This window comes from Pseudomonas sp. WPR_5_2 (assembly GCF_003634475.1).
GTDB classification, from domain to species: Bacteria; Pseudomonadota; Gammaproteobacteria; order Pseudomonadales; family Pseudomonadaceae; genus Aquipseudomonas; species Aquipseudomonas izuensis.
In genome coordinates this window covers 124,967-146,136 of sequence record NZ_RBLA01000003.1, presented here as the reverse complement: position 1 = coordinate 146,136, position 21,170 = coordinate 124,967, and the positions used below count along the sequence as shown (strand labels likewise).

18 protein-coding genes are annotated in these 21,170 nt (G+C 58.9%); 3 read left to right on the top strand and 15 right to left on the bottom strand.

The window, feature by feature from the left end; genetic code table 11:
- Positions 1-8: 8 nt before the first annotated feature.
- The 14 genes from lpxB to rpsB all read right to left on the bottom strand — a co-directional run bounded on the left by lpxB (position 9) and on the right by rpsB (position 13,989).
- A complete protein-coding gene (gene lpxB / locus BJ917_RS13140; RefSeq protein ID WP_096513159.1) occupies positions 9-1,139 on the bottom strand; it encodes a lipid-A-disaccharide synthase in 1,131 nt (376 codons plus the stop codon).
- Between the two features lie 2 nt (positions 1,140-1,141).
- On the bottom strand, positions 1,142-1,918 hold the full coding sequence (gene lpxA / locus BJ917_RS13135) for an acyl-ACP--UDP-N-acetylglucosamine O-acyltransferase (RefSeq protein ID WP_096513160.1): 777 nt from the start codon (positions 1,916-1,918) through the stop codon (positions 1,142-1,144).
- Complete coding sequence (gene fabZ / locus BJ917_RS13130; protein ID WP_007940511.1) at positions 1,915-2,355, bottom strand: 3-hydroxyacyl-ACP dehydratase FabZ; 441 nt, start codon at positions 2,353-2,355, stop codon at positions 1,915-1,917. Before fabZ ends, lpxA begins: the two co-directional genes overlap by 4 nt.
- 108 nt (positions 2,356-2,463) lie before the next feature.
- Positions 2,464-3,519, bottom strand: coding sequence for a UDP-3-O-(3-hydroxymyristoyl)glucosamine N-acyltransferase (lpxD, locus tag BJ917_RS13125; protein WP_121103575.1), 1,056 nt, complete (start codon positions 3,517-3,519; stop codon positions 2,464-2,466).
- A gap of 3 nt (positions 3,520-3,522) precedes the next feature.
- A complete protein-coding gene (locus tag BJ917_RS13120) occupies positions 3,523-4,026 on the bottom strand; it encodes an OmpH family outer membrane protein (RefSeq protein WP_096513162.1) in 504 nt (167 codons plus the stop codon).
- Positions 4,027-4,071: 45 nt separating this feature from the next.
- A complete protein-coding gene (gene bamA / locus BJ917_RS13115) occupies positions 4,072-6,450 on the bottom strand; it encodes an outer membrane protein assembly factor BamA (protein ID WP_096513163.1) in 2,379 nt (792 codons plus the stop codon).
- A 72-nt stretch (positions 6,451-6,522) separates the two neighbouring features.
- Entirely contained in the window at positions 6,523-7,875 is a 1,353-nt protein-coding gene (gene rseP / locus BJ917_RS13110; RefSeq protein WP_096513164.1) for an RIP metalloprotease RseP, read from the bottom strand.
- Between the two features lie 53 nt (positions 7,876-7,928).
- Positions 7,929-9,119 carry a 1-deoxy-D-xylulose-5-phosphate reductoisomerase gene (gene ispC / locus BJ917_RS13105; protein ID WP_121103574.1) on the bottom strand — a complete coding sequence of 397 codons (1,191 nt, stop codon included), beginning with the start codon at positions 9,117-9,119 and terminating at the stop codon, positions 7,929-7,931.
- On the bottom strand, positions 9,116-9,922 hold the full coding sequence (locus BJ917_RS13100; RefSeq protein ID WP_096513166.1) for a phosphatidate cytidylyltransferase: 807 nt from the start codon (positions 9,920-9,922) through the stop codon (positions 9,116-9,118). Before BJ917_RS13100 ends, ispC begins: the two co-directional genes overlap by 4 nt.
- The gene (gene uppS, locus BJ917_RS13095) at positions 9,922-10,677 is read right to left on the bottom strand and encodes a polyprenyl diphosphate synthase (protein ID WP_096513167.1); all 756 of its coding nucleotides are present in this window, start codon (positions 10,675-10,677) and stop codon (positions 9,922-9,924) included. The genes BJ917_RS13100 and uppS overlap by 1 nt, the downstream gene beginning before the upstream one ends.
- A gap of 13 nt (positions 10,678-10,690) precedes the next feature.
- A complete protein-coding gene (frr, locus tag BJ917_RS13090; RefSeq protein WP_096513168.1) occupies positions 10,691-11,248 on the bottom strand; it encodes a ribosome recycling factor in 558 nt (185 codons plus the stop codon).
- Positions 11,245-11,988, bottom strand: coding sequence for a UMP kinase (pyrH, locus tag BJ917_RS13085; protein ID WP_003222124.1), 744 nt, complete (start codon positions 11,986-11,988; stop codon positions 11,245-11,247). Before pyrH ends, frr begins: the two co-directional genes overlap by 4 nt.
- A 209-nt stretch (positions 11,989-12,197) precedes the next feature.
- The gene (tsf, locus tag BJ917_RS13080) at positions 12,198-13,061 is read right to left on the bottom strand and encodes a translation elongation factor Ts (protein ID WP_008019553.1); all 864 of its coding nucleotides are present in this window, start codon (positions 13,059-13,061) and stop codon (positions 12,198-12,200) included.
- 190 nt (positions 13,062-13,251) lie between these two features.
- Positions 13,252-13,989: a 30S ribosomal protein S2 gene (rpsB, locus tag BJ917_RS13075; protein WP_003222119.1), complete on the bottom strand. Its 738-nt coding sequence runs from the start codon at positions 13,987-13,989 to the stop codon at positions 13,252-13,254.
- 371 nt (positions 13,990-14,360) lie between these two features.
- Here rpsB and map point away from each other — a divergent pair, with 371 nt between their 5' ends.
- From map to dapC, 3 genes are all read left to right on the top strand, one after another.
- Positions 14,361-15,143: a type I methionyl aminopeptidase gene (gene map, locus BJ917_RS13070; RefSeq protein WP_096513169.1), complete on the top strand. Its 783-nt coding sequence runs from the start codon at positions 14,361-14,363 to the stop codon at positions 15,141-15,143.
- A 42-nt stretch (positions 15,144-15,185) separates the two neighbouring features.
- Positions 15,186-17,888 carry a [protein-PII] uridylyltransferase gene (locus BJ917_RS13065; RefSeq protein ID WP_096513170.1) on the top strand — a complete coding sequence of 901 codons (2,703 nt, stop codon included), beginning with the start codon at positions 15,186-15,188 and terminating at the stop codon, positions 17,886-17,888.
- A gap of 122 nt (positions 17,889-18,010) precedes the next feature.
- Positions 18,011-19,210 (top strand): succinyldiaminopimelate transaminase, encoded by a 1,200-nt coding sequence (dapC, locus tag BJ917_RS13060; RefSeq protein WP_096513171.1) that lies wholly within the window; start codon positions 18,011-18,013, stop codon positions 19,208-19,210.
- A 96-nt stretch (positions 19,211-19,306) separates the two neighbouring features.
- On the opposite strand, the gene BJ917_RS13055 is transcribed toward dapC, so the two are convergent.
- Positions 19,307-20,938: a Na+/H+ antiporter gene (locus BJ917_RS13055; protein ID WP_096513172.1), complete on the bottom strand. Its 1,632-nt coding sequence runs from the start codon at positions 20,936-20,938 to the stop codon at positions 19,307-19,309.
- Positions 20,939-21,170 lie beyond the last annotated feature (232 nt).

The window sequence follows — 21,170 nt, the reverse complement described above, 5'->3', positions numbered from 1 at the left end:
TGTTTTACTCATTGTACTTGGCCGACCAGATTCAGTACTGCATCCGCCGCCTGATTGGAGGCATCCAGACGCAAGGTACGGTGGATTTCGTCAAAACCTCGGGTCTGTTCCTGGCCATCCTCGATCAACGGCGACAAGGTCTGGGCCAACGCCTCGACTGTCGCGTCGTCCTGCAGCAACTCGGGCACCAGCAAGCGCTGGGCCAACAGATTTGGCAGGGAAACGTAGGGGCTTTTCACCATGCGCTTCAGAATCCAGAACGTCAGCGGTGCCAGGCGATAGGCGACCACCATTGGCCGCTTGTACAACAAGGCTTCCAGCGTTGCTGTTCCGGACGCAATCAGCACGGCGTCGCATGCAGCGAGGGCCAGATGGGACTTGCCATCGAGCAAAGTCAGCGGCAGGTCACGACCGGCCAGCAGTTCTTCAAGCTGCGTGCGCCGCTCGGGACTGGCGCAAGGCATGACGAACCGCACGCCAGGGCGCATGGCCCGCAGGCGCTGTGCGGTATCGAGAAACAGTGCACCGAGACGACCGACTTCGCCGCCACGACTGCCCGGCATCAGCGCAACCAGCGGCCCGTCGGGCAAGCCCAGTTCGGCGCGGGCGGCGGCGCGATCGGCTTCGAGGGGAATCGCATCGGCCAGGGAGTGTCCGACAAAACGCACCGGAACACCCTTCTCTTCGTAGAATTTCGCTTCGAACGGAAACAGTGTCAGCATCAGGTCGCAACCTTCGCGAATCTTCAGCACCCGCTTCTGCCGCCAGGCCCAGACCGAAGGGCTGACGTAGTGCACAGTCTTGATCCCGGCCTGACGCAGCTTGAGCTCGATATTGAGGTTGAAGTCCGGGGCATCGATACCGATGAACACATCCGGCTTCGCAGCAATCAGGTCCGCCACCAGCTTCTTGCGGCGGGCCAACAATTCGCGCAATCGACCCAGCACTTCCACCAGGCCCATGACCGACAGGCGTTCCATCGGGAAGTAGGATGCCAGCCCTTCGGCCTGCATCAACGGACCACCGACACCGATGAACTCGACCGCCGGATGGCGGGCCTTGAGTGCGCGCATGAGACCCGCGCCAAGAATGTCGCCGGAAGCTTCACCCGCCACCAGCGCAATACGCAGATTAGCCATGGTCAGCGGGTAATGCCGCGGGTCGAAGACTGGATGGAGTCACGGAACACCGCGACTTCCGGGAACTGGATCGACGGCTCGGCCAGTTCGGCCAGCGCCTGCTCAACAGTCAGGCCCTGGCGGTAGACCGTTTTATAGGCACGTCGCAAGGCATGAATGGCATCCTCGCTGAAACCGCGACGGCGCATACCTTCGAAGTTCATGCTGCGGGCCTCGGCCGGGTTGCCGAACACCGTGACGTAGGCAGGAACGTCCTTGCCAATGGCGGTTCCCATGCCGGAAAAGCTGTGGGCACCGATATGGCAATACTGGTGAACCAGGGTAAAACCCGACAGGATGGCCCAGTCCTCCACATGCACATGGCCGGCCAGCGCCGTGTTGTTGACCAGGATGCAGTGGTTACCGATAACACTGTCGTGACCGATGTGCGCGTAGGCCATGATCAGGTTGTGATCGCCCAAGGTCGTTTCCGAACGGTCCTGGATGGTTCCGCGGTGAATCGTCACGCCTTCGCGAATGACATTGTGGTCACCGATCACCAGGCGTGTTTCCTCGCCCTTGTATTTCAGGTCCGGCGTGTCTTCGCCTACCGAGGAAAACTGGTAGATACGGTTGTGCTTACCGATTCGGGTCGGACCTTTGAGAATCACGTGCGGCCCGATGACCGTCCCCTCGCCGATTTCCACACCTGCGCCGATGATCGACCACGGGCCGACCTCGACACCTTCAGCCAGGACGGCCGTCGGATCGATGATTGCGCGAGGGTCAATCAAACTCATAGCTTGCGTTCCGCGCAGATGATTTCAGCAGAGCAGACCGGCTTGCCGTCGACCGAAGCCTGGCACTCGAACTTCCAGATCTGACGCTTGCAGCTGATGAACTTCGCTTCAAGGATCAACTGATCGCCTGGCAACACCGGCTGGCGGAAGCGCAGCTTGTCGGAACCGACGAAGTAGTAAAGGGTGCCATCGGCCGGTTTCACGTCGAGCATTTTGAAACCAAGGATCCCGGCAGCCTGAGCCATCGCCTCGATGATCAACACGCCCGGCATGATTGGATGCGCGGGAAAGTGACCATTGAAGAACGGTTCGTTGATGCTGACATTCTTGTAGGCGCGAATGCGCTTGCCTTCCACATCCAGATCCACGACCCGGTCCACCAGCAGGAACGGGTAACGGTGAGGCAGGTATTCGCGAATCTCGTTGATGTCCATCATTTCGGGGGGAAGCCTATGTAAAGATTGGGAGCGCGCGACTGACGCGCACTCCGCTAGCAAATCAAGGACGCAGTCTAGCGGCTGTGCACACTTGATATGGAAATGGTATCAGCCATCTGATGAAGCATTACCGCCAGGGGTCACTTCCCCTGCTTGCTTTTCCAGCTGTCGCAACCGCCGCGCGATGTCATCGAGCTGACGGATACGTGCCGCGCTTTTGCGCCACTCGGCTGCCGGCTGCATCGCCGTACCGGAAGAATACGCGCCCGGCTCGGTGATCGAGTGAGTCACCATGGTCATCCCGGTGATGAAAACGTTGTCGCAAATGTCGATATGCCCCACCAGCCCTACGCCACCGGCGAGCATGCAATGCTTGCCGATCTTGGTGCTGCCGGAGATCCCCACGCACGCGGCCATGGCGGTGTGATCACCCACCTGGACGTTGTGGGCAATCTGAATCTGGTTGTCGAGCTTCACACCATTACCAATGATGGTATCGGCCAGCGCGCCGCGGTCGATGGCGGTATTCACACCGATTTCCACGTCATCGCCAACCAATACACCACCGATCTGGGCAATTTTCTGCCAGATGCCTTTCTCGTTGGCAAACCCGAAGCCTTCGCCACCGAGCACGGCACCGGACTGAATTACGACCCGTTTGCCAACGCGAACGTCGTGATACAGGGTGACGCGCGGTGCGAGCCAGCCACCTTCGCCGATCACGCTACGGGCACCGATGAAGCAATGCGCGCCAATGGTCGTGCCTGCGTCAATTCGCGCCCCGCTTTCGATGACCACAAAGGCACCGATGCTCGCCGCCGGATCAACCACCGCGTCCACCGCAATCACCGCCGTCGGATGAATGCCGGCAACTGCCTTGGGTTTTGGATCGAACAGATGGGAAACGCGCGCGTAGGCGGCGTACGGATCAGGTACTACCAATGCATTCCCGGCAAAACCTTCGGCGTCGGCGGCTTTAAGCAACAAGGCTGCCGCCTGGCTGCCTGCCAGGTACTTGCGGTATTGGGGGTTTGCAAGAAAGCTCAACTGAGCTGGGCCAGCCTCCTGCAAGGTGGCCAGCCCAGTAATTGCTTTCTCCGGGTCGCCACGAAGAGTGGCACCGAGGAACTCGGCCAATTGGCCGAGCTTAATGGTCGCGGTCATGGGTTACTTCAGCTGATTCATGCGCTCGATAACCTGGCGCGTGATGTCGTACTGAGGTTTGACATCAATCACTGCACCACGCTCGAAGACCAGGTCAAAAGCACCTTTCTTGATGACTTCTTCCACAGCGCTGTCCAGTTTCGGCTTGAGCTGCTTCAGCATTTCACGGTCGGCAACGGCTTTGGCTTCGTTCAGTTCCTTGGACTGGAACTGGAAGTCACGGGCCTTTTGCTTGAATTCAAGCTCCAGGCGCTCACGCTCACCTTGCTGCATTTTGTCGCCACCGGCCATCAGGCGATCCTGGATACCCTTGGCGCTGCTTTCCAGAGCCTTGAGCTTGGTCAGCTGAGGACCGAACTTCTTCTCGGCGTCCACGGCGTATTTCTTGGCCGCATCGGATTCCAGCAAGGCCATCTGATAGTTCAGAACGGCAATTTTCATGTCGGCAAACGCCGGACCCGCTACCAGCACGGAAGCCAGGAGAACCAATTGAGTCAACTTACGCACGATGCACTCCTACAAAATCCATTGTCGTTATCTTGGGTCAGACGCTTAGAACGTTTGACCGAGGGAGAATTGGAACACTTGAGTCTCGGCATTGCTGTCCGGCTTTTTAACTGGCATCGCCAGCGCGAAGCTCAACGGACCAAGGGCGGTAACCCAAGTCACACCGACACCTACGGAACTGGCCATATTGCTCAGACTGATGTCGTTACATTGAGTGTTGGACTTCGAGCCATCGGCGTTAGTGCTCTGCTTGCAAGTCGAATCGAACACGTTACCCACGTCCCAGAATACCGAGGTACGCAAGGAACGCTGATCTTTCACGAACGGCAACGGGAACAGAACTTCTACACCACCCTGGATCAGGACGTTACCACCAAACGGCAGTGGATCCTGGTCCGGATCGACTGCTGTCCCCGGGTTCACGCCCCGGCTCGGAGTACTACGTGGGCCCAAAGTGCTGTCCTTGAAGCCGCGAACCGAGTTGAAACCACCAGCATAGTAGTTTTCATAGAATGGCAAGCCATCAGTGGAACCATAACCATCGCCATAACCCAGCTCGGTGTGGAGGCGCATGGTGTAGTTTTCAGACAACGGCTGGAACAATTGACCGCGGTAATCCAGTTTGAAGAACGACAAGTCGCTACCCGGAGTTGTCGCTTCCGCAGTCAGGCTTTGAGAATGACCACGGGTCGCCAGTACACCTTTGTTCAACGTGGACTCGGACCAACCGGCCGATGCCTTGAAGTTCAGGTACTGATCACCTTCCTTGTTAACGAAGTCGAAGATTTCGTCGACGGTGTAAAGGCCGGTCTTGATCTTGTCTTGTTGCGCGGTCAGACCAAAGGTGAGACGCGAAGTCTCGCTGATCGGGTAACCGACGCTGACGCCCGCACCCAGGCTGTCTACGGCGTAGCTGGCTACGTTGACATCAAGATCTTTGTAGTCGGTGGTGCGGTAGAAGGCGTTGTAGCCCAGGCTCACGCCATCAGCAGTCCAGTAGGGGTCGACATAACCGAAGTTATAGCGACTCTGGTATTGGCTGCGGGTCAAGCCGATGCTGACCTTGTTACCGGTACCGAGGAAGTTGTTCTGGGTGATCGAACCACCGAGGATCAGGCCCGCACTCTGGGCGAAACCGACGCTGGCGGTAATCGAGCCGGACGCCTGCTCTTCCACGCTGTAGTTGACATCAACCTGGTCATCGACGCCCGGTACGGCCGGGGTCTCAACGTTGACTTCCTTGAAGAAGCCCAGGCGCTCAAGACGGGTCTTGGATTGGTCGATCAGGTAGGTCGAAGCCCAACCACCTTCCATCTGACGCATTTCACGACGCAGTACTTCGTCTTCCGACTTGGTGTTGCCACGGAAGTTGATGCGGTTGACGTACGCACGCTTGCCTGGATCGACTGCGAAGGTGATGTCTACGGTGTGATCTTCATCATGAGGCTGTGGCACGCCGTTGACGTTGGCGAAGGTATAACCCTCGTTACCCAGACGGCGGGTGATCAGCTCGGACGTGGTGGTCATCAGCTTGCGCGAGAACACCTGGCCTTTCTGTACCAGCAGCAAGGATTTGACCTGATCTTCAGGGACTTTCAGGTCCCCGCTCAGTTTCACGTCACGAACCGTGTACTTGTCACCTTCGTTGATGTTGACGGTGATGTAGACGTGCTTCTTGTCCGGCGTAATGGACACCTGGGTCGATGCAATGTCCATGTTGATATAGCCGCGGTCCAGGTAGTAGGAACGCAGGCGCTCCAGGTCACCGGACAGTTTTTCGCGAGCATACTTGTCGTCGTTCTTGAAGAACGAGAGCCAGTTGGTCGTTTTGAGTTCGAACAGGTCGATCAGGTCTTCATCAGGGAAGACCGTGTTGCCCACCACGTTGATGTGCTGGATAGCCGCAACGGTGCCTTCGTTGATGTTGACCTTCAAGCCGACGCGGTTGCGCGGCTGCGGCACCACTTCGGTGTCGACGGTCGCAGAGTAGCGGCCCTGGGCGACGTACTGGCGCTGCAGCTCGTTACGTACACCTTCAAGGGTGGCACGCTGGAAGATCTCGCCCTCGGCCAGACCGGATTGCTTGAGGCCTTTCATCAGGTCTTCAGTGGAGATCGCCTTGTTACCTTCGATCTCGATACTGGCAACCGACGGACGCTCGACTACAGTGATGACAAGGACGTTGCCATCGCGGCCCAGCTGGATATCTTGAAAGAAACCGGTTTTGAACAACGCACGAGTGGATTCCACCAGGCGTCGGTCATCCGCCTGTTCACCGACGTTCAACGGCAAAGCACCAAAGACGCTACCCGCGGAGACCCGCTGGAGGCCATTGACGCGAATATCAGAGATAGTGAAGGACTCGGCGTGAACTTCGGCGATCATCAATACGGTGAGAACCGCAGTTAGCAGCAGACGTTTCATGAAGTCCTTTCTTATTCCAACTGGCAATAAACAAACTGCCGCAAAATGCGGCAGATTCGCAATTCAGCGACGTTACAGACGGCCTAGATCATTGACCAGAGCGAGCAACATCACTCCGACCACCAAACTGATACCGATCTGTATCCCCCAACCTTGCACCCGATCCGACAAGGGACGACCACGCGCCCACTCAATCAGATAAAACAACAAATGCCCCCCATCCAGCACAGGAATGGGCAGCAAATTCAGAACCCCCAAGCTAATACTCAGATAAGCAAGGAAATTCAGGAAATCAGCGATACCCGACTGGGCCGAAGCGCCCGCCACTTTAGCAATGGTTATCGGTCCACTCAAGTTTTTTACCGAGAGCTCGCCGAACAACATTTTCTTCAGTGAATCAAGGGTCAGCAGGCTCATGGTCCAGGTGCGTCGAGCCCCCTCTCCAATCGCAGCCAAAGGCCCATAACTGACCTCCCGAATCATCTCCGGTGGCCAATCGACCGCTTTCACCCCAGCCCCCAGATAACCACTCGGCGCCTTTTTTTCGCCGCGTGCAGCCAGTGTGACAGGTACATCGATTTGAGCACCATCACGCTCGATCCGCAGCATGATTTTGGTATCAGGACGCATACGCACGGTATCGACCACTTGCTGCCAATCATCCAGCGACTTGCCATCGAGGGCCAGCAGACGGTCGCCCAGCTTCAACCCGGCGGCCTGCGCCGGGCCTTTCGGATCGAGTTCAGCCAGGATCGGCGGTAAAGCCGGACGCCAAGGACGAATACCCAGCGAGTGAATCGGGTCCGGTTCTTCGGCACCCTTGAGCCATTTATCCAGCGTCAGCTCACGGGGCGAATCGACCGTGGAACCTTGTTCGCGGACCAATACCTGCAGGGGACCACTTTCCCCAAGACGACGGACCAGCTGTAAATTCACCGCAGCCCAGCCGGAAGTCGGCTCACCATCGATCGAGATGATTTCCTGGCCCGCGCTCAAACCTGCCCTGGCGGCAAGACTGCCGGACTCCACGGCACCGATGACCGGACGCACCTGCTCGCTGCCAAGCATGGCCAACACCCAGAAGAACACCATGGCCAACAGGAAGTTGGCGATAGGACCTGCCGCGACGATTGCAATGCGCTGACGAACGGACTTGCGATTGAAGGAATGCCCGAGCTGATCGACCGGGACTTCGCCCTCGCGCTCATCGAGCATCTTCACGTAGCCGCCCAGGGGAATGGCGGCCACCACGAACTCTGTGCCCTGCTTGTCGTGCCAGCGCAACAGCGGCATGCCGAAGCCCACGGAGAAACGCAGCACCTTGACCCCACAGCGACGCGCGACCCAGAAATGGCCGAACTCGTGGAAGGTAACCAGCACGCCCAATGCCACCAGGGTGCCGACAATCATATAGAGCGCGCTCATCTACTTTCTCCGCATTCCTATCAGGTGCTGCATGGGCCGACGCATTGCAGCACTTAGCGCCCGTGACGACTCAACCATTGTTCGGCCAGCAGACGGGCTTTCGCATCCGCCGTGAACACTGCATCAAGATCATCGACTGCCACCACAGGCTCGAGATTCAATGTTTCTTCGATGATACTCGCGATTTCCGGGTAACGAACCCGTCCATCGAGAAACGCCGCCACAGCGACCTCATTCGCCGCATTCAGCATCGCTGGCGCGCTGTTACCCGCTTCGGCTGCCTGACGAGCCAGACGCAGGCACGGGAAACGCTCTTCATCCGGAGCCTGGAAATCGAGGCGGGCGACAGCGAACAGATCCAGCGGCGGCACACCCGAATCGATTCGCTCAGGCCACGCCAGCGCGTTGGCGATTGGCGTACGCATATCCGGATTGCCCAATTGAGCCAATACCGAGCCGTCGATGTAGTCGACCAGCGAATGAATCACGCTTTGCGGATGAATCACCACTTCAACCTGGGACGGCTTGGCATCGAACAGCCAGCAGGCTTCGATCAACTCAAGCCCTTTATTCATCATGCTGGCCGAATCGACCGAAATCTTGCGCCCCATGGACCAGTTCGGGTGAGCACAGGCTTGCTCGGGCGAAACATGCGCCAGTTCCGCCAAAGGCGTCTGCCGGAACGGACCTCCGGAAGCCGTCAAAAGAATCCGACGGACACCGACTGCGCCGAGACCACGGGCGAAATCCTGCGGCATGCACTGGAAAATCGCGTTGTGCTCGCTGTCGATCGGCAACAATACCGAACCACTCTTGCGCACGGCCTGCATGAACAACGCACCGGACATGACCAGCGCTTCTTTGTTGGCCAGCAGAATCTTCTTGCCGGCTTCAACCGCCGCCAAGGTCGGACGCAGCCCCGCCGCGCCCACTATAGCCGCCATGACCGCGTCCACTTCCTCGGCGGCAGCGATCTGACACAAACCTTCCTCGCCCACCAGCACTCGGGTCGAAAGACCTGCCGCACTCAAGTCATCCTGCAGCACACGGGCAGCGCCGGCCTCAGGCACAACAGCGAACCGTGGGGCGTGACGCACGCAAAGTGCCAGCAGCTCACGCAAGCGCGTGAAACCGCTCAAGGCGAAGACTTGATAACGCTCTGGATGGCGAGCGATGACATCGAGCGTGCTCAGGCCGATCGAGCCGGTTGCCCCCAGAACGGTAATCTGCTGAGGGCGGCTCATGGCGCAGCCATCCACAACAACACGGCAAACACGGGAATCGCCGCGGTCAGGCTATCGATCCGGTCCAGCACACCGCCGTGGCCCGGCAGCAGGTTACTGCTGTCCTTGATCCCGGATTGGCGCTTGAACATGCTTTCAGTGAGATCACCCACGACCGAGATAAACACGATCACGGCCGCGCCGATCAGACCCTTGAACAAAACGGCAACGGTCCAGTCACGAACAAACCCGACGATGACGGTAATGATCAGACTCAGGATCAGACCACCGTAAACACCTTCCCAGCTCTTGCCAGGGCTGACCTGAGGCGCCAGCTTGCGCTTGCCGAAGGCCCGGCCAGAAAAGTAAGCACCGATGTCAGCACCCCAGACAAGCACCATCACCGCCATGATCAGCCAGTTACCCAAGGGGTGCTGCTTGATCTGAACCAGGCCTTGCCAGGCCGGCAGCAGGATCAAAAGTCCGATCACCAGTTTGCAGGCCGCGCTGGACCATTGCTCGCTGGAGCGCGGGTACGTCAGTACCAGATAGGTCGCGACCCCCCACCAGAGCACCGAAGCGCCCAACACCCAAGGTGCGAGGCCAGGCAGGATATGCATGACAAACAGCATCAACGCGACGACAACGGCATAGGCCGCCCGCATCGACTGGGCCGTGAAACCCGCCAGGCGCGCCCACTCCCACGCACCAAGGGTCACGACCAGCCCGATGAACAGCGCAAAACCGGACCCCTCGAGCAGGAAAAACCCGCACAAGGCAATCGGCAGCAGGATCAGCGCAGTGATGATTCGTTGTTTAAGCATTAAACCCGGGCTCCAGCCTCGACCTGCTCGCTCGTTTTACCGAAGCGACGCTGGCGGGATGCGAAATCGGCCAGCGCGTTACGCATGGCGTCGTGTTTGAAGTCCGGCCAGAACAGGTCGGAAAAGTACAACTCGGCATACGCCAGTTGCCACAGCAGGAAGTTACTGATGCGGTGCTCGCCCCCGGTACGGATACACAAATCCGGCAACGGCAGATCGCCGGTGGCCAGGCAGGTTTGCAGCAAGTCAGGGGTGATGTCTTCCGGACGCAAGTGCCCGGCCTGAACTTCCCGCGCCAGCCGCTGGGCAGCCTGCGCGATGTCCCACTGGCCGCCGTAGTTGGCAGCGATCTGCAGGACGAAGCGATTGGCGCCGGCAGTCATGGCCTCGGCTTCACGCATCGCAGCCTGAAGTTCCGGATGAAAACGCGACCGGTCGCCAATGATGCGCAAACTGATGTTGTTGTCATTCAGACGCTTGGCCTCGCGGCGTAGCGCCCGGAAGAACAGGTCCATCAATGCGCTGACCTCGTCGGCCGGGCGCTGCCAGTTCTCACTGGAGAATGCGAACAGGGTCAAAACCTCAACCCCGGACTCGGCACACACCTCGATGACCGCGCGAACTGCGTCCACCCCCGCCTTATGCCCGGCGACACCTGGCATAAAGCGTTTTTTCGCCCAGCGATTATTACCATCCATGATGATCGCGACATGGCGCGGCACCGCGGACGGCGCAGTCTGCTTGGTCTTGTCCATTAAAAAACGACCCTTATACGGCCATCAGGTCTTTTTCTTTCTCTGCCAGCTTCGCGTCGATTTCAGCCACGAACTTCTTGGTCAAGTCGTCGATCTCGCCGGTGGCGCGACGCTCTTCGTCTTCACTGATCTCTTTTTCCTTGACCAGATCCTTCAGCGAGCTGTTGGCATCACGACGGATGTTACGCACGGCAACGCGAGCGTCTTCAGCCACATCGCGAGCCTGCTTGGTGAACCCCTTGCGGGTCTCTTCAGTCAGGGCCGGCATGGAGATCAGCAGCAACTCACCCAGGTTGGTCGGGTTGAGGTTCAGACCCGCACTACCGATGGCTTTGTCGACAGCACCCAGCATGTTGCGCTCAAAGGCTACGACTTGCAGGGTACGGGCGTCTTTAACGGTGATGTTGGCCACTTGCTTGATCGGGGTGTCGGAACCGTAATACGGCACCATCACACCTTCCAGAATGCTTGGGTGCGCCTGACCGGTACGAATGCGACCGAAGTTATGCGACAGAGACTCGACAGACTTCTGCATGCGCTCTTTAGCGTCTTTCTTGATTTCGTTGATCATTGTTGGCCTTCCTCGATCAGTGTCCCTTCAGCGCCGCCATGCACGATGTTCAGCAGGGCGCCGGGCTTGTTCATGTTAAATACGCGCAACGGCATCTTGTGGTCGCGGCACAGGCAAATGGCCGTCAGGTCCATCACACCCAGCTTGCGATCCAGTACTTCATCGTAGGTCAGATGATCGAACTTCTCGGCATGCGGGTCTTTGAACGGGTCAGCGGTGTAGACACCATCGACCTTGGTTGCCTTGAGCACGACATCGGCGTCGATTTCGATCGCACGCAGGCAGGCAGCCGAGTCCGTGGTGAAGAACGGGTTGCCGGTACCGGCGGCGAAAATTACCACATCCTTGGAGTTCAGGTGGCGCATGGCCTTGCGGCGATCGTAGTGATCGGTCACGCCAACCATGGAAATGGCCGACATCACGATGGCCGAGATATTGGCACGTTCCAGCGCATCGCGCATGGCCAGGGCGTTCATCACAGTGGCCAACATGCCCATGTGGTCGCCGGTGACCCGATCCATGCCGGCCTTGCTCAGCGCCTCGCCGCGGAACAGGTTGCCGCCACCGATCACCAGACCGACCTGGACACCGATACCGACCAGCTGGCCGACTTCCAGCGCCATGCGATCCAGAACCTTCGGATCGATCCCGAACTCTTCCGAGCCCATCAGGGCCTCGCCGCTAAGTTTGAGTAGAATGCGTTTATAGCGAGCCTGATAACCACTGCCCTGCTGAGCCATTGCGAATCTCTCCTGCGGCGTATTTTAAAAATTCTTTGCGAGCTGTTTACAGCTGGCGTTCACTCTAGCTTGGCGCTGCTTCAGCGCCATCGGAACATGGCTTTGTAAGCCAGTTCCAAAAGGAAACCAATTAAAATTGGCGACCCATCTGAAAAGAGGCTGCGCGCGTGAGCGGGCAGCCTCTTCAGGGCGACAGTTAAAAAACCGTCTTATTGCTTGGCGGCAGCCAGCTGTGCAGCAACTTCTTCAGCGAAGTTGTCCACTGGCTTCTCGATGCCTTCGCCGACTTTGAAGTAGGTGAAGGAAACGATTTCAGCGCCGGCTTTCTTGGCCAGGGCACCTACGGTGAGCTCCGGGTTCATGACGAACGCTTGCTCGACCAGGCTGGCTTCAGCCAGGAACTTGGTGATACGGCCGGCGATCATCTTCTCGACGATTTCAGCTGGCTTGCCTTTCATCTTGTCTTCGTTCAGCTGCAGGAATACAGCCTTCTCGCGCTCGATGGCTTCGGCGGAAACCTGCGATGGCAGCAGGAACTCAGGGTTGCTTGCCGCCACGTGCATGGCGATCTCTTTGGCCAGCTGGACGTCGCCGCCCTTCAGGACAACAGCAACACCGATCTTGTTACCGTGCAGGTAGGTACCCACCACGTCGCCTTCAACGCGAACCAGGCGACGGATGTTGACGTTTTCGCCAACTTTGGCCACCAGGGCTTCACGAGCCGATTCCTGAGCGGCGATCAGCGGAGCTGCGTCGGTCAGTTTTTCGGCGAAGGCTTTTTCTACGCTGGCAGCAACGAAGTTTTTGAAGTCGTCTTGCAGGGCCAGGAAGTCGGTCTGCGAGTTCACTTCCAGCAGTACGGCGGACTTGTCGTCGGCCTTGATGGCGATTGCGCCTTCGGCGGCAACGTTACCGGCTTTCTTGGCAGCCTTGATGGCGCCCGAAGCGCGCATGTCATCAATGGCTTTCTCGATGTCGCCGCCAGCCTTGGTCAAGGCCTTTTTGCAGTCCATCATGCCTTCGCCGGTACGCTCGCGCAGTTCTTTGACCAACGCTGCAGTAATCTCTGCCATTTCAAAATTCCTCTTGGATAGGTTATCAACCATTCCACCCGATCGAACGGGCGTTCAATTCTTCCCGAACCACCCTTGTTAGCTGCCGCACGTTACAGATAGGGCAGTGGGCGCCGACAAATGGTTTTCGAGGTGGCAAAAAGGGGGCCAAGCCCCCTTTTTGCTTACTGAGTCAACGCCAGGGCGTCAATTACTCAGCTGCAGCCTGAGTTTCTTCAGCAGCGAACTCTACAGTACCGCCGGCAACATTGTTGCGACCACGGATAACAGCGTCAGCCATCGAACCCATGTACAGCTGGATAGCGCGGATTGCGTCATCGTTGCCTGGGATGATGTAGTCAACGCCTTCCGGGCTGCTGTTGGTATCGACTACGCCGATGACCGGGATGCCCAGCTTGTTGGCTTCGGTGATCGCGATGCGCTCGTGATCAACGTCGATAACGAACAGAGCGTCTGGCAGACCGCCCATGTCCTTGATACCACCCAGGGAACGATCCAGCTTTTCCAGGTCACGGGAGCGCATCAGCGCTTCTTTCTTGGTCAGCTTGGCGAAAGTACCGTCTTCGGCTTGTACTTCAAGGTCACGCAGACGCTTGATGGAAGCACGGATGGTTTTGAAGTTGGTCAGCATGCCGCCCAACCAGCGGTGATCGACATACGGCGAACCGCAACGTGCTGCTTCTTCAGCAACGATCTTGCCAGCGGAACGCTTGGTGCCGACGAACAGAATCTTGTTTTTGCCCTGGGCCAGACGCTCTACGAAAGTCAGAGCTTCGTTGAACATTGGCAGGGTTTTTTCAAGGTTGATGATGTGAATCTTGTTACGCGCGCCGAAAATGTACTTGCCCATTTTCGGGTTCCAGTAACGGGTCTGGTGACCGAAGTGCACACCGGCCTTCAGCATATCGCGCATATTGACTTGGGACATGATAGTTCCTTAATAAGTCGGGTTTGGCCTCCACGTATCCCAATGACCAACCAGCAGCATCAGCTGAAGGCACCCAGGTCATCGTGTCGACACGTGTGTGGATTTAAGCTTTTCGGGACATCCCCGGAAAGCGGCGCATTTTATATCACAGGGCAGAAAAAAACGGAACCCGGATTCTGAAATCCGGGCGGGCGCGGCGTTCCAACCCTTGGAATCCGCCCAGAATGCACCATTCTATAGAGAGAAGCGATGTACAGAGGCGCGGATTTGCGCTGATCGTCTGCTAGAATCGCGTTTTTCAGGGCTGCGAAATTCGATCGCGCAATGCCCTTTCCGTTTGTGAAGCGCCGTCGAGCGCAGAGAGAGCCTGTATGACCGTCACCCTCAAAACCCCCGAGGACATCGCAAAAATGCGCATCGCCGGCAAACTGGCCGCCGATGTGCTGGAAATGATTGCCGAATATGTCAAGCCGGGCGTCACCACCGATCAACTGAACCAGATCTGCCACGACTATATCGTCAACGAGCAGAAAGCCATCCCTGCCCCGCTCAACTACAAGGGCTACCCGAAGTCGATTTGCACGTCGATCAACCATGTGGTCTGCCACGGCATCCCGAACGACAAACCGCTGAAGGATGGCGACACCCTGAACATCGACGTCACCGTCATCAAGGACGGTTACCACGGCGATACCAGCCGCATGTTCCACGTCGGCACCGTGCCGGTCTGGGCCGAGCGCCTGTCGCAGGTGACCCAGGAATGCATGTACAAGGCGATTGAAATCGTCAAACCCGGCTGCCGCCTCGGCGACATTGGTGAAATCATCCAGAAGCATGCCGAAAAGAATGGTTTCTCGGTGGTCCGCGAGTTCTGTGGCCACGGTATCGGCAAAGTCTTCCATGAAGAGCCGCAGATTCTGCATTACGGCCGCGCTGGCACCGGCATGGAACTGAAGGCCGGCATGACCTTTACCATCGAACCGATGATCAACCAGGGCCGCGCCGACACCAAGGTGCTGGGCGACGGCTGGACCGCGATCACCAAGGACCGCAAGCTGTCGGCGCAGTGGGAACACACCCTGCTGGTGACCGAGACCGGTTACGAGATCTTCACCTTGCGCAGCGATGACACCATCCCGCGCATTTCGGCCTGATCCGACCGCATAGCTCCCAGCCTTATATAGGAAAGCCAATCGATGCCGCAGGTGGATCCCGAACTCTTCGACCGCGGCCAGTTCCAGGCTGAACTGGCCCTGAAGGCAAGCCCGATAGCGGCCTTCAAGAAGGCCATCCGCCAGGCCCGCGAAGTGCTCGACGGGCGCTTTCGCAGCGGCCGGGACATTCGCCGGCTGATCGAGGATCGCGCCTGGTTCGTCGATAACATCCTGCAAAAGGCCTGGGATCAGTTCAACTGGAGTGAAGACGCCGATATTGCGCTGGTTGCGGTCGGCGGCTACGGTCGAGGCGAGCTGCACCCCTACTCCGACATCGATCTGCTGATCCTGCTGGACAGTGCCGACCATGAAGTTTTCCGCGATTCCATCGAACGCTTCCTGACACTGCTGTGGGACATCGGCCTGGAGGTCGGTCAGAGTGTCCGTTCGATCGAAGAGTGCGCCGTCGAGGCCCGTGCCGACCTGACGGTGGTGACCAACCTGATGGAAAGCCGCACCATTACCGGTCCGGAGCATCTGCGCCAGCGCATGCTGGATGTCACCAGCACCGCACACATGTGGCCGAGCAAGGACTTTTTCCTGGCCAAACGCGCCGAGCAGAAGGCCCGTCACCACAAGTACAACGACACCGAATACAACCTGGAACCCAACGTCAAAGGCTCGCCGGGCGGCTTGCGGGATATCCAGACGATTCTCTGGGTGGCCCGTCGCGAGTACGGCACCCTGAACCTGCGGGCACTGGCAGGCGAAGGTTTCCTGGTGGAAAGCGAAAACGCCTTGCTGGCTTCTTCCCAGGAGTTCCTGTGGAAAGTGCGTTATGCCCTGCACATGCTCGCCGGGCGCGCCGAAGATCGCCTGCTGTTCGACCACCAACGCACCATTGCCAAGCTGCTGGGATTCGAAGGCGACGACGCCAAGCAGGCCGTCGAAAACTTCATGCAGCAGTATTACCGGGTGGTGATGAGCATTGCCCAGCTCAGCGACCTGATCATCCAGCACTTCGAAGAAGTGATCCTGGCTCCGGAAGACGAGGCGCCACCGCAGCCGATCAATTCGCGATTCCAGCTGCATGACGGATACATCGAGGCACGCAGCGACAACGTGTTCCGCCGTACACCGTTCGCCATGCTGGAAATCTTCGTGCTGATGGCCCAGCAACCGGAAATCAAAGGCGTGCGTGCCGACACCATTCGCCTGCTACGCGAAAACCGCCACCTGATCGACGACGATTTCCGCAACGACATCCGCAACACCAGCCTGTTTATCGAGCTGTTCAAGTGCAAGATCGGCATCCACCGCAACCTGCGCCGGATGAACCGCTACGGCATCCTCGGACGTTATCTGCCGGAGTTCGGCTTTATCGTCGGGCAGATGCAACACGACCTGTTTCACATCTATACGGTGGATGCGCACACCCTGAACCTGATCAAGCACCTGCGCAAATTGCAGTACACCCAGGTATCGGAAAAATTCCCGCTGGCCAGCAAGCTCATGGGCAAGCTGCCCAAACCCGAGCTTATTTACCTGGCCGGCCTGTACCATGACATCGGCAAAGGCCGACATGGCGACCACTCGGAAATCGGTGCCGTGGACGCAGAGGCGTTTGGCCAACGCCACCAGCTCCCCGTGTGGGACTGCCGACTGATTGTCTGGCTGGTGCAGAACCATTTGCTGATGTCGACCACTGCCCAGCGCAAGGACTTGTCCGACCCGCAGGTGATCCACGATTTTGCGCAGATTGTCGGTGACGAAGTCCACCTCGACTATTTGTACGTGCTGACCGTCGCCGATATCAACGCCACCAACCCGACGCTGTGGAACTCCTGGCGTGCCAGCCTGCTGCGCCAGCTCTACACCGAGACTAAACGCGCATTGCGTCGTGGCCTGGAAAATCCGGTGGACCGCGAAGAGCAGATTCGCCAGACCCAGAGCGCCGCCCTGGACATCCTGGTGCGCGGCGGTACCGATCCGGATGATGTCGAGCAGTTGTGGGCACAGTTGGGCGATGACTACTTCCTGCGTCACACTGCCGGCGACGTCGCCTGGCACACCGAAGCCATCCTCCAGCAACCCGCCGACGGCGGGCCACTGGTGCTGATCAAGGAAACCACGCAACGGGAATTCGAGGGCGGCACGCAGATCTTCATCTACGCACCGGACCAGCACGACTTCTTCGCCGTGACCGTGGCCGCGATGGACCAGCTCAACCTGAACATCCACGACGCCCGGGTCATCACCTCCAGCAGCCAGTTCACCCTCGACACCTATATCGTGCTCGACACCGACGGCGACTCGATCGGCGATAACCCTGCCCGGGTCAAACAGATTCGCGACGGCCTGACCGAGGCCTTGCGCAACCCGGATGACTACCCGACGATCATCCAGCGCCGGGTGCCGCGCCAGCTCAAGCATTTTGCCTTTGCACCACAGGTGACGATCCATAACGACGCACAGCGACCGGTGACCGTACTGGAACTGACAGCCCCCGACCGCCCTGGCCTGCTGGCGCGGATCGGCACGATTTTCCTGGAGTTCGACCTGTCGTTGCAAAACGCCAAGATCGCCACCCTCGGCGAACGCGTGGAAGACGTGTTCTTCATCACCGACGCTCACAACCAGCCGCTGTCCGACCCGCTGCTGTGCAGCCGCTTGCAGGATGCAATCGTCGAACAGCTGAGCGTCAACCAGGAACCCGATATCAAACTGTCGCGCATCAGTATCTGAATCAACAAACTCCCCCCTGTGGGAGCGAGCCTGCTCGCCAAAGCGGTGTGACATTCAACATCATCGTCGACTGATACACCGTTTTCGCGAGCAGGCTCGCTCCCACATTGAATGAGGCCCTCATGAACAACGCTTTGTCCCAGCTCCAGCCCTACCCGTTCGAGAAACTCCGCGCCCTGCTCGGCAGCGTCACACCAAATCCGGACAAGCGCCCTATCGCGCTGTCCATCGGCGAGCCGAAACACCGTTCGCCCACCTTCGTCGCCGAAGCCCTGGCCAGCAATCTCGAAAAAATGGCGGTGTACCCGACCACCCTCGGTATTCCAGAGCTGCGTGAAGCCATCGCTGCCTGGTGTGAACGTCGTTTCAACGTTCCGCACGGCTGGATCGACCCGGCGCGCAACGTACTTCCGGTCAACGGCACCCGTGAAGCGCTGTTTGCGTTCACCCAGACCGTGGTCAACCGTGGTGACGACGCGCTGATCGTCAGCCCGAACCCGTTCTATCAAATCTACGAAGGCGCGGCGTTTCTTGCCGGCGCCCAGCCACACTACCTGCCGTGCCTCGACGAAAACGGCTTCAACCCTGACTTCGACGCGGTTTCGCCGGACATCTGGAAACGCTGCCAGATCCTGTTCCTGTGCTCACCAGGCAACCCGACCGGTGCACTGATCCCGCTCGAGACCCTGAAAAAGCTGATCGCCCTGGCCGACGAGTACGACTTCGTGATTGCCGCGGACGAGTGCTACAGCGAACTGTACTTCGACGAACAAACCCCGCCACCCGGCCTGCTCAGCGCCTGCGCGGAACTGGGCCGCAAGGACTTCAAGCGCTGCGTGGTCTTCCACAGCCTGTCCAAGCGTTCCAACCTGCCAGGCCTGCGCTCCGGTTTCGTTGCCGGTGATGCGGACATCCTCAAAGGCTTCCTGCTTTATCGCACCTATCACGGCTGCGCGATGCCGGTCCAGACGCAACTGGCCAGCGTGGCGGCCTGGAACGACGAAGTGCACGTGCGCGCCAACCGGGCGCTGTATCGCGAGAAATTCGACGCCGTGCTGGAAATCCTCAGCCCGGTCCTGGATGTGCAACGCCCCGATGGCAGCTTTTATCTGTGGCCGAATGTGGCGGGCGATGATGCAACTTTCTGCCGCGAACTGTTCGAACAGGAGCACGTGACGGTGGTGCCGGGCTCCTACCTGTCGCGGGATGTGGATGGCGTCAATCCGGGTGCCGGGCGTGTGCGCATGGCCTTGGTCGCGCCGTTGGCCGAGTGTGTCGAGGCCGCCGAACGGATTCGCGATTTCATCCAGCGCCGTAAATAAACACGGAACTGTGGGAGCAAGGCCTGCCCGCGATGACGTCCTCGAGATCGCCATCGCGGGCAAGCCTTGCTCCCACAGGTTCCTGCGTTAGGAGAGTCATTTCACCTGACCGAGATTGGCCTCACTCAAATCCAGCTCCCCCAACACCTCACGCAACACGTCATCGCCCACCTGGTGCTGACGGCTGAGGGCGTACAACTCCAGGCGCTGTGCCCGTAGTGCCTTCAAGCGCAACCGCCGCTCCAGCAGATCCATCTGAAACGCCAGGGCCTGGGCTTCGGCGGAGTCATTGAACACCTCCAGCTGATGCCGATACTCGGACATGATCCGCGCCTTGAGTTCGACCGCCAGCGCCGCCTGAGCGGCGTCCTGGGGATTGACCTCTTCGGTTTCCAGCGCATGGATGGCCGCTTTGGCAGTCTTGCGCCAGGCATCGCGCACTTCATTTCGACGCTTGTCGTCCGGACTTTTCTCGATGCCGCGCAGCAGCAACGGCAAGGCAACGCACGCGGCAATCAACGACAGCAGAATCACCCCGGCGGCGATGAAGATCAGCAAGTCGCGTTCGGGAAATGCGCTATCCCCCATGAGCATCGGCACCGACATCACACCCGCCAGGGTGACCGCGCCTCGTACGCCTCCAACGGTCAGCAGCCAACAGGAACGCGCGTTCGGCACCTGGGTGATCTCATCCCTCCCGCGCCAGCGCCGCAATACAATGGACAGGCGCCAGGTGCTTTGCACCCAGACAAACCGCAAGACCAGCAACACCAGAAAAATCGCTACCACTTCGAGGCAGCGATAAAGCAGGGTCGGCCACAACGAAGGTTCATGACTGGCCACGGCCTTGATGATGTCGGGCAATTGCAGGCCCAACAGCAGGAAGATCAGGCCATTGAACGCGAACTCCAACAATGACCAGACGCTGCGATTGAGCAGGCGGGTGTTGGTCTGACGCGGCAGCAGATCAAGCCAGCTTTGCATCATCCCCGCCGCCACCGCCGACAGAATGCCCGACACCCCCACCCGTTCGGCCAGCACGTAAGCGGCAAACGGCAGCAACAGCATGAACACCACGTGCGTGGCCGGGTCATCCCAACCCCGGGCAATCATCCACGCCCGAAGCCGACCGACCAGCCAGCTCAGTGCCACGCCGGTGGCCAGGCCGCCGACCGCCACCAACACGAAGGTGACACTGGCGTTGGCCAACGAAAACACACCGGTCACTGCCGCCACCAGGGCAAATTTGAACGTCACCAGGCCCGAGGCATCGTTCATCAACGCCTCGCCCTGCAGCATGTGCATCAACGGGGTGGGCAGACGATTCTGGGAGATCGCCGAAACCGCCACGGCGTCCGTGGGTGACAACACCGCTGCCAGGGCAAACGCTACCGGCAGCGGGATACCTGGCAACAACCAGTGAATGAAATACCCGGCGCCAACCACGGTGAACAGCACCAACCCCACCGCCAGCGTCAGGATCGGCCCGCGCAAGCGCCAGAACTCCCGTTTTGGCATGCGCCAGCCATCGGAAAACAACAGCGGCGGCAGGAACAGAAACAGAAACAACTCGGGATCGAGGGCCACATGCAGACCGAGTGTCGGCCAGGCGAGCAAGGCACCCGCGGCGATTTGCACCAAGGGTAGAGGCAACGGGATCACCCGTCCGATCAGGCGCGAAACGCCGACCAACATCAGCATGATCAGGACGGTGTAAGCGGTTTGCATAACGCGGGGTTCCCGGACAATCGACAGCATTGAAGTGCCATATTAGCCGCTTAGACTGCTTGGTGACCCTTGCACCAATGTCGCACACAGCCCCTGTGGGAGCGAGCCTGCTCGCGATGGCAACACCACTGCCAACCAAGATGTTGAATGTTCTGACCTCTTCGCGAGCAGGCTCGCTCCCACAGGTTTAGCGTCATGACACAATGACAAACCCGACCACAGCCGCCGCGAA

Coding starts and splice junctions, on each gene's coding strand:
- BJ917_RS13065 (WP_096513170.1), top strand. CDS start 15,186: ATGCCGCAGGTGGATCCCGAACTCTTCGACCGCGGCCAGTTCCAGGCT.
- uppS (WP_096513167.1), bottom strand. CDS start 10,677: ATGGACAAGACCAAGCAGACTGCGCCGTCCGCGGTGCCGCGCCATGTC.
- rseP (WP_096513164.1), bottom strand. CDS start 7,875: ATGAGCGCGCTCTATATGATTGTCGGCACCCTGGTGGCATTGGGCGTG.
- lpxD (WP_121103575.1), bottom strand. CDS start 3,519: ATGACCGCGACCATTAAGCTCGGCCAATTGGCCGAGTTCCTCGGTGCC.
- rpsB (WP_003222119.1), bottom strand. CDS start 13,989: ATGTCCCAAGTCAATATGCGCGATATGCTGAAGGCCGGTGTGCACTTC.
- map (WP_096513169.1), top strand. CDS start 14,361: ATGACCGTCACCCTCAAAACCCCCGAGGACATCGCAAAAATGCGCATC.
- fabZ (WP_007940511.1), bottom strand. CDS start 2,355: ATGATGGACATCAACGAGATTCGCGAATACCTGCCTCACCGTTACCCG.
- frr (WP_096513168.1), bottom strand. CDS start 11,248: ATGATCAACGAAATCAAGAAAGACGCTAAAGAGCGCATGCAGAAGTCT.
- lpxA (WP_096513160.1), bottom strand. CDS start 1,918: ATGAGTTTGATTGACCCTCGCGCAATCATCGATCCGACGGCCGTCCTG.
- tsf (WP_008019553.1), bottom strand. CDS start 13,061: ATGGCAGAGATTACTGCAGCGTTGGTCAAAGAACTGCGCGAGCGTACC.
- pyrH (WP_003222124.1), bottom strand. CDS start 11,988: ATGGCTCAGCAGGGCAGTGGTTATCAGGCTCGCTATAAACGCATTCTA.
- BJ917_RS13100 (WP_096513166.1), bottom strand. CDS start 9,922: ATGCTTAAACAACGAATCATCACTGCGCTGATCCTGCTGCCGATTGCC.
- BJ917_RS13055 (WP_096513172.1), bottom strand. CDS start 20,938: ATGCAAACCGCTTACACCGTCCTGATCATGCTGATGTTGGTCGGCGTT.
- ispC (WP_121103574.1), bottom strand. CDS start 9,119: ATGAGCCGCCCTCAGCAGATTACCGTTCTGGGGGCAACCGGCTCGATC.
- lpxB (WP_096513159.1), bottom strand. CDS start 1,139: ATGGCTAATCTGCGTATTGCGCTGGTGGCGGGTGAAGCTTCCGGCGAC.
- bamA (WP_096513163.1), bottom strand. CDS start 6,450: ATGAAACGTCTGCTGCTAACTGCGGTTCTCACCGTATTGATGATCGCC.
- dapC (WP_096513171.1), top strand. CDS start 18,011: ATGAACAACGCTTTGTCCCAGCTCCAGCCCTACCCGTTCGAGAAACTC.